Annotated in this window: 7 protein-coding genes; 5 read left to right on the forward strand and 2 right to left on the reverse strand. The window is 71.7% G+C overall.

The features are described 5' to 3' along the window. The first annotated feature begins 98 nt into the window (after positions 1–98). Positions 99–575 (forward strand): DUF3574 domain-containing protein, encoded by a 477-nt coding sequence (locus ACYVE9_RS12400; RefSeq protein ID WP_461027858.1) that lies wholly within the window; start codon positions 99–101, stop codon positions 573–575. Between the two features lie 217 nt (positions 576–792). Here the strand turns inward: ACYVE9_RS12400 and ACYVE9_RS12405 are convergent, their stop codons facing one another. Together ACYVE9_RS12405 and aztA are read right to left on the reverse strand one after the other, a co-directional pair. Continuing rightward, positions 793–1,098, reverse strand: coding sequence for a DUF7677 family protein (locus tag ACYVE9_RS12405; protein WP_461027859.1), 306 nt, complete (start codon positions 1,096–1,098; stop codon positions 793–795). A 139-nt stretch (positions 1,099–1,237) separates the two neighbouring features. Continuing rightward, positions 1,238–1,981: a zinc ABC transporter ATP-binding protein AztA gene (aztA, locus tag ACYVE9_RS12410; RefSeq protein ID WP_461027860.1), complete on the reverse strand. Its 744-nt coding sequence runs from the start codon at positions 1,979–1,981 to the stop codon at positions 1,238–1,240. A gap of 15 nt (positions 1,982–1,996) precedes the next feature. Between aztA and aztB the strand changes: the two genes are divergently transcribed. The 4 genes from aztB to aztD all read left to right on the forward strand — a co-directional run bounded on the left by aztB (position 1,997) and on the right by aztD (position 6,373). Further along, entirely contained in the window at positions 1,997–2,848 is an 852-nt protein-coding gene (gene aztB / locus ACYVE9_RS12415; RefSeq protein ID WP_461027861.1) for a zinc ABC transporter permease AztB, read from the forward strand. A gap of 15 nt (positions 2,849–2,863) precedes the next feature. Continuing rightward, a complete protein-coding gene (locus ACYVE9_RS12420) occupies positions 2,864–4,105 on the forward strand; it encodes a hypothetical protein (protein WP_461027862.1) in 1,242 nt (413 codons plus the stop codon). Continuing rightward, positions 4,102–5,070, forward strand: coding sequence for a zinc ABC transporter substrate-binding protein AztC (gene aztC / locus ACYVE9_RS12425; RefSeq protein ID WP_461027863.1), 969 nt, complete (start codon positions 4,102–4,104; stop codon positions 5,068–5,070). The genes ACYVE9_RS12420 and aztC overlap by 4 nt, the downstream gene beginning before the upstream one ends. A 91-nt stretch (positions 5,071–5,161) precedes the next feature. Continuing rightward, complete coding sequence (aztD, locus tag ACYVE9_RS12430; RefSeq protein ID WP_461027864.1) at positions 5,162–6,373, forward strand: zinc metallochaperone AztD; 1,212 nt, start codon at positions 5,162–5,164, stop codon at positions 6,371–6,373. Positions 6,374–6,448: the final 75 nt, after the last annotated feature.

The raw sequence follows: 6,448 nt of genomic DNA on the forward strand, positions 1-6,448 counted from the left end.
CCGGCCGGCCCGCGGGACGCCGTCCACGAGCTCGGCCTACGACTCCCCGGCGCGCAGCCGCGCCGCCGGGCAACCGCACATGACGAGGAGCCCCACACGTGAAGGTCCAGCTGCGCACCGCCGTCCTTGTCGCCGTCGCCGGACTGCTGGTCCTGCTGGCCTCCGGCCACCTGCGCGGCCTCCTGCCGCCGGACCGGGCGGACGGCGGAACCGCGATCGTGCCCGCGGCGGACAGTGCTCGCGGCGAGCCGTACAACGAGACCCGGCTCTTCTTCGGCACGGGCCGGCACGGTGGCGAACCGCCCATCACCGACGAGGAGTTCCGGGCGTTCCTCAACAAGGAGATCACCCCGCGGTTCCCGGACGGGCTGACCCTGCTGGAGGGCTACGGCCAGTGGCGCGACCGTACCGGGTCCATCAACGGTGAGCGCTCCTACGAGCTGGTCCTGCTCTATCCGCTGGACGAGGCGCAGCAGCGCGACGGTGACATCGAGGCCATCCGTGACGCCTACACGTCCCGCTACGAGCTGGAGTCCGTGGGCCGGGTGGACGCCTCCGTGCGCGTGGACTTCTAGGACCTGTCGGCACAGCGATCCTGAGTTGTGGATCGTGGTGGGGCGATACGTCGCCCGTGCTGAGACGGCCGCGTCCGGACGGCCGGATGGTGCTCAACGGGACCGTGGGGAGGTCCCGCACCGGGTCCCCCTGGCGGGACGTGCCCGAGCAGTCCGGATCGTGGGCCGGGCTCGCCCTTGACGTGGGCGTGAAATGTCGACGGCGGGTGCCTGGTCCTCAGAGGTGGAGTTCGGTCTCCCATGCCTCGAACGGGGGCTCGACCCGGTATCCCGGGTCGCAACACGACCGAATCCACTGCGCGACCCGGTACTGCGCCTCCCCGTCGTTCAGCACCATGCCCTCCGCGTCGATCTGCAGCACGTTGCCGTAGATCGCGAAGACCTGTTCCAACGAGGAGCCGGAGTGAAAGACGGTCGAGCGGTAGTCGAACCCATCGAGCAACTCAACGTCGATGGTGCCGTTCGCCAAGTAGAAGGCGAACAGGCGAAGTGAAGCGCGCAGGTCGACGGGAAGATGTTCCACGCACGCATCATGCACGACCCCCGCACCTTCCCGACCGCACTGTCCCGACCGCACTGTCCCGACAAGATCACTTCGACGCCAGCCCCTAGCGGCGGCACCTGCCGGCCCGCGAGCGCCGGCCCGCGAACGGCGGTGTGTGTCAGGCCGCCTGCCAGACCTCGGCCAGCGCCGCGGTGGTGAGCACCTGTGCGGGGTGCCCCTGCCCTGCCAGCCGGCCGCCGCGCAGCAGCAGGCAGGCGTCCGCCGAGCGGGCGGCCTCCAGGTCGTGCGTGGCGTGGACGATCGTCACGCCGTCGTTCACCAGGTCGGTGAGGAGAGTGGCGATCCGTTCCCTGGCCTCGGGGTCGAGCCCGGTGGTGGGCTCGTCCAGGAGGAGCAGGTCCGACTCCTGGGCGAGCCCCTGTGCGATGAGCGCGCGCTGCCGCTGTCCGCCCGACAGCTCCGCGAGTTGGCGGGTGGCCAGGTCGCCGATGCGCAGCCGGTCCAGTGCGGTGTCCACGATCGACCGGTCCCGGCGGGTCAGCCGGCGCCAGGGGCCGCGCTCGCCCCAGCGGCCCATCTCCACGGTCTGCCGGACGGTCAGCGGCAGCGCGTCGCCGACGGCACCGCGCTGCGGCACGAAGGCCGGTGGCCGCTCGCCGTGGCGGTGGAGGTCACCCGATGTCGGCTGAATCACACCGGCCAGAATGCCGAGCAGTGTGGACTTGCCGCTGCCGTTCGGGCCGACCAGGGCGGTCGCCGCCAACGCCGGTATCTCGGCGGTGAGTTCGTGGAGCACCGGGCGTCCTGGGTAGCCGCCGCACAACCGCGCGAAACGGACGTGTGCCTTCCGCTGTCGGGGCGGGGCAGGTGAGGGTGACGCGTTGATGAACATGATTTTCATTGTAGTGTCCTGCTCATGGAGTGGTTGACGGTCCCGTTCGAAGCGACATTCGTGCAGCGCGCCCTGTGGGGCGGCATGCTCGTGTCCGCGATCTGCGCACTGGCCGGCACCTGGGTGGTGCTGAGGGGTATGGCCTTCCTCGGCGACGCCATGTCGCACGGGCTGCTGCCGGGGATCGCGCTGGCCGCCCTGCTCGGCGGAAACCTGCTGGTGGGCGCTGTGGCGAGTACGGCCGTCATGACGGCGGGCGTCACCGCGCTGGGGCGCACGCCGAAGCTCTCCCAGGACACCGGGATCGGGCTGCTCTTCGTCGGCATGCTCTCGCTCGGTGTCATCATCGTGTCGCGCTCGCAGTCCTTCGCGGTGGACCTCACCGGCTTCCTCTTCGGTGACGTGCTGGCGGTCCGGGCGCAGGACCTGCTCTGGCTGGGAGTGGCGCTGGCGGTCGCGCTGACCGTCTCCGTCCTCGGCCACCGGGCCTTTCTCGCCCTCGCCTTCGACCCCCGCAAGGCAGGCACGCTCGGCCTCCGTCCGCGCCTCGCACACGCCGTGCTCCTGGGCCTGCTGGGCCTGGCGATCGTCGCCTCGTTCCACATCGTCGGCACGCTGCTCGTCCTCGGCCTGCTCATCGCCCCACCGGCGGCGGCTCTGCCCTGGGTGCGGAGCGTCCGGGGAGTCATGGTGCTCGCCGCGCTCCTCGGTGCCGTCGCCACGTTCGGCGGCCTGCTCCTGTCCTGGCACCTGAGCACCGCCGCCGGAGCGACCGTCTCGGCCCTCGCCGTGACGCTGTTCTTCCTCTCCCACACGGCCTCGGGGTTCCGCCACCGTGCGCGCCCTGCCGCCGTCCCCGCTTCGACAGTCAACTGAAGGAGATCCGAGGTGATGGCCCCGACCATCCGCAGAAACCTCACGCCTTGGGCCTCGGCCGCACTGGTCGTCACCGCGCTGCTCACCACCAGCTGCGCGGGGCAGACCGGCGGCGAGCCCGCGTCACCGGAGGGCTCGTCGTCCGCCACCCCGCACGGGTACGTCGAAGGTGCGAAGGAGGCGGCCGAGCAGCAGTCCCGTCTGCTGCTCGCGGACCCCGGCAGCGGCGCCGGCCAGGTGCTCGACCTCACCACCGGCACGGTGCGGCAGACGGAACGGACGGCGGGCGCCGACCGGTTGAGCACGGACGGCCGCTTCGGCTACCTGCGCACCGCCCGCGGTGTGCACGTGGTCGACAGCGGCGCCTGGACGGTGGACCACGGCGACCACGTCCACTACTACCGCGCGGCGATACGCGACGTCGGCGACCTCCCCGCGGACGGGGATGCCGAGGTCCGCAGCGACGCCGCCGTCACCGCGGTGACCGACGGGGACGGCCGAACCCGGCTGTACGACCGGTCGCGGCTGGAGAACGGCACGATCGGACCCGCCCGCGACCTCGCCGGGACGCACGCCGGCGCCGTCGTGCCGTACGAGGAGCACCTGCTGGCGCTCACCGAGGACGGCGGCGCCACCGAACTCACCGTGTACGACCGCCGGGGCAAGCGCGTCGCGTCGCCGGACGCGGAGTGCGAGGAGCCGCGGGGTGACGCCGTCACCCGGCGCGGCGTCGTCCTCGGATGTGCGGACGGCGCGCTGCTCGTCCGTGCGGAAGACGGCGCGTTCAGCGCCGAGAGGATCCCCTACGGCAGGGACGTGCCGAGCGCGGAACGGGCCACCGCCTTCCGCCACCGTCCCGGCAGCGACACGCTCACGGCACCGGCCGGCGACCGCGCCGTGTGGGTGCTCGATGTCACCGACCGCGGCTGGAAACGGGTGGAGACCGGGCCGGTCGTCGCCGTCAACACCGCGGGGGAGGGGTCGCCGCTGCTCGTCCTGGAGGACGACGGCGCGCTGCACGGCTACGACGCCGCCACCGGCGCGGAGGTCTCCCGCAGCGAACGGCTGCTGACCGGGACACACGAAGCCGGCACCGACACCGGCGGACCCGTCATCGAGGTGGACCGCAGCCGCGCCTACGTCAACGACCCCGAGGGTGAACGCGTGCACGAGATCGACTACAACGACGGCCTGCGCACCGCGCGCTCCTTCGACCTGGACATCGCACCGGGCCTGATGGCGGAGACCGGCCGATGAGCGGGACGAAGCGCGCGGGCCGGGTGCGCGGTCTGCTGGCGGGCCTGCTCGCCCTGACCACCGCGGCCGCCGCCACCGCCTGCTCCGCCACCGGCGACCGGCCCCGCATCGTGGTGACCACCAACATCCTGGGCGACGTCACACGGGAGGTCGTCGGCGACGAGGCCGGCGTCACCGTCCTGATGAAGCCGAACGCGGACCCGCACTCCTTCGGCCTGTCGGCCGTTCAGGCCGCCGAGTTGGAACGCGCCGACCTGGTGGTCCACAACGGGCTGGGACTGGAGGAGAACGTGCTGCGGCACGTGGAAGCCGCCCGCGACGCCGGAGTGGCGACCCTGGAGGTCGGCAAGGCCGTCGATCCGCTCACCTTCCACAGTGGCGACGAGGGCGGCCCCGAGGAGGAGGCCGGGAGCCCCGACCCGCACTTCTGGACCGATCCGGACCGGATGCGCACGGCGACCGACCTGATAGCCGACCAGGTGGTCCAGCACGTCGACGGGGTGGACGAGGCAGCGATCCGTGCCAACGCCACCCGCTACGACAAGCAACTGGCAAGCCTGACCGCCTTCATGGAGAAGTCCTTCGAGCAGGTCCCCGAGGATCGGCGGGCCCTGGTGACCAACCACCACGTCTTCGGCTACCTCGCCGACCGCTTCGGCTTCCGTGTCATCGGGGCGGTGATCCCCAGCGGCACGACGCTGGCCTCACCCAGCTCCTCCGACCTGAGCTCGCTCACCGCGGCCATGGAGAAGGCCGGGGTGCGCACCGTGTTCGCCGACTCCTCGCAGCCCACCCGGCTGGCCGAGGTGCTGCGCACAGAACTGGGCGGCCGGGTGCAGGTCGTCGAGCTGTACTCGGAATCGCTGACCGCGGAGGGCGAGGGCGCCGGCACCTACCTCCAGATGATGCGCGCCAACACCACCGCCATGACCGACGGCCTGACCGCCGGCACGAGCGGCGACTGACCCCCCCCGCAAGCCCGCAGCCCGCGGGCCGCAACCTCCCGCAACACCCCGCACCACCTGCCGCACCTCGCGGCTCGAAAGGAACACACCGGTGAAGAAGCCGATACGCAACAGGGTCCTCACGGCGACGGCACTCGCCCTGGCGGTGTCCACCGTCCTGACCGCCTGCGGAGGGGAGGACACCGCCTCCTCCGAGGCCGAAGCCAAGGCCAAGACCAAGGGAACGGCCGATGCCACCCCCGCCCCGGTCAAGGACCCGCTGGTCGCCACCTTCGACGGCGGGCTGTACATCCTGGACGGCGAAAGCCTCGAAGTGGCCGAGACCATCGAGCTGCCCGGGTTCATCCGCGTCAACCCCGCAGGGGACGCCGACCACGTCATGGTCTCCACCGACAGCGGCTTCCGGGTGCTCGACGCCGCCGGACGCGAGCTCACCGACATCGTGTACGAGGGCGCCAAGCCGGGCCACGTCGTACGCCACTCCGGGAAGACGGCGCTCTTCACCGACGGCACCGGCGAGGTCAACGTCTTCGACCCCGCCGACCTCGGCAGCGGCAAGAAGCCCGAAGGCCGCACCTACCGTTCCGCCGAGGCGCACCACGGCGTCGCCGTCGAACTGGGCGACGGCGAACTTCTCAGCACCCTCGGCACGGAGGAGAAGCGCACCGGCGCCCTCGTCCTGGACGAGGACAACAAGGAGATCGCCCGCAACGAGGACTGCCCCGGCGTGCACGGCGAGGCAGCCGCGGAGGGCGGGGCGGTCGCCGTGGGCTGCGAGGACGGCGTACTGATCTACAAGGACGGCAAGTTCACCAAGGTCGAGGCACCCGACGACTACGGCCGGATCGGCAACCAGGCCGGCAGCGACGCCTCACCGATCCTGCTGGGCGACTACAAGAACGATCTCGACGCCGAGCTGGAACGGCCCACCCGCGTCTCGCTGATCGACACCAGCACGGCGAAGCTGCGCCTGGTCGACCTGGGGACGAGCTACTCCTTCCGCTCCCTCGGCCGCGGACCGCACGGCGAGGCCCTCGTACTGGGCACCGACGGCGCCCTCCACGTCATCGACCCGCAGACCGGCAAGGTCGAGAAGGAGATCCCCGTCGTCGGCAAGTGGCAGGAGCCGCTGGACTGGCAGCAGGCCCGGCCCACGCTCTTCGTCCGCGACCACACCGCCTACGTCTCCGAACCGGGCAAGAAGGCACTGCACGCGGTTGATCTGGAGACAGGCAAGAAGCTCACCTCCGTGACCCTGCCGAAGGGCACCAACGAACTGTCGGGCGTCATCGCGGGCCACTGACCGCGCAGGGGTGCGTCCGGCACCTACGCGGCGTGGGGCCGTCCGGTTGTGCCGTCCCGGCAGACCGGGCGGCCC

Source organism: Streptomyces sparsus, assembly GCF_054776295.1.

Excerpts from the sequence above, each read along its gene's own strand:
- aztA (WP_461027860.1), bottom strand. The coding sequence starts at position 1,981 with ATGAAAATCATGTTCATCAACGCGTCACCCTCACCTGCCCCGCCCCGA.
- aztB (WP_461027861.1), top strand. The coding sequence starts at position 1,997 with ATGGAGTGGTTGACGGTCCCGTTCGAAGCGACATTCGTGCAGCGCGCC.
- ACYVE9_RS12420 (WP_461027862.1), top strand. The coding sequence starts at position 2,864 with ATGGCCCCGACCATCCGCAGAAACCTCACGCCTTGGGCCTCGGCCGCA.
- aztC (WP_461027863.1), top strand. The coding sequence starts at position 4,102 with ATGAGCGGGACGAAGCGCGCGGGCCGGGTGCGCGGTCTGCTGGCGGGC.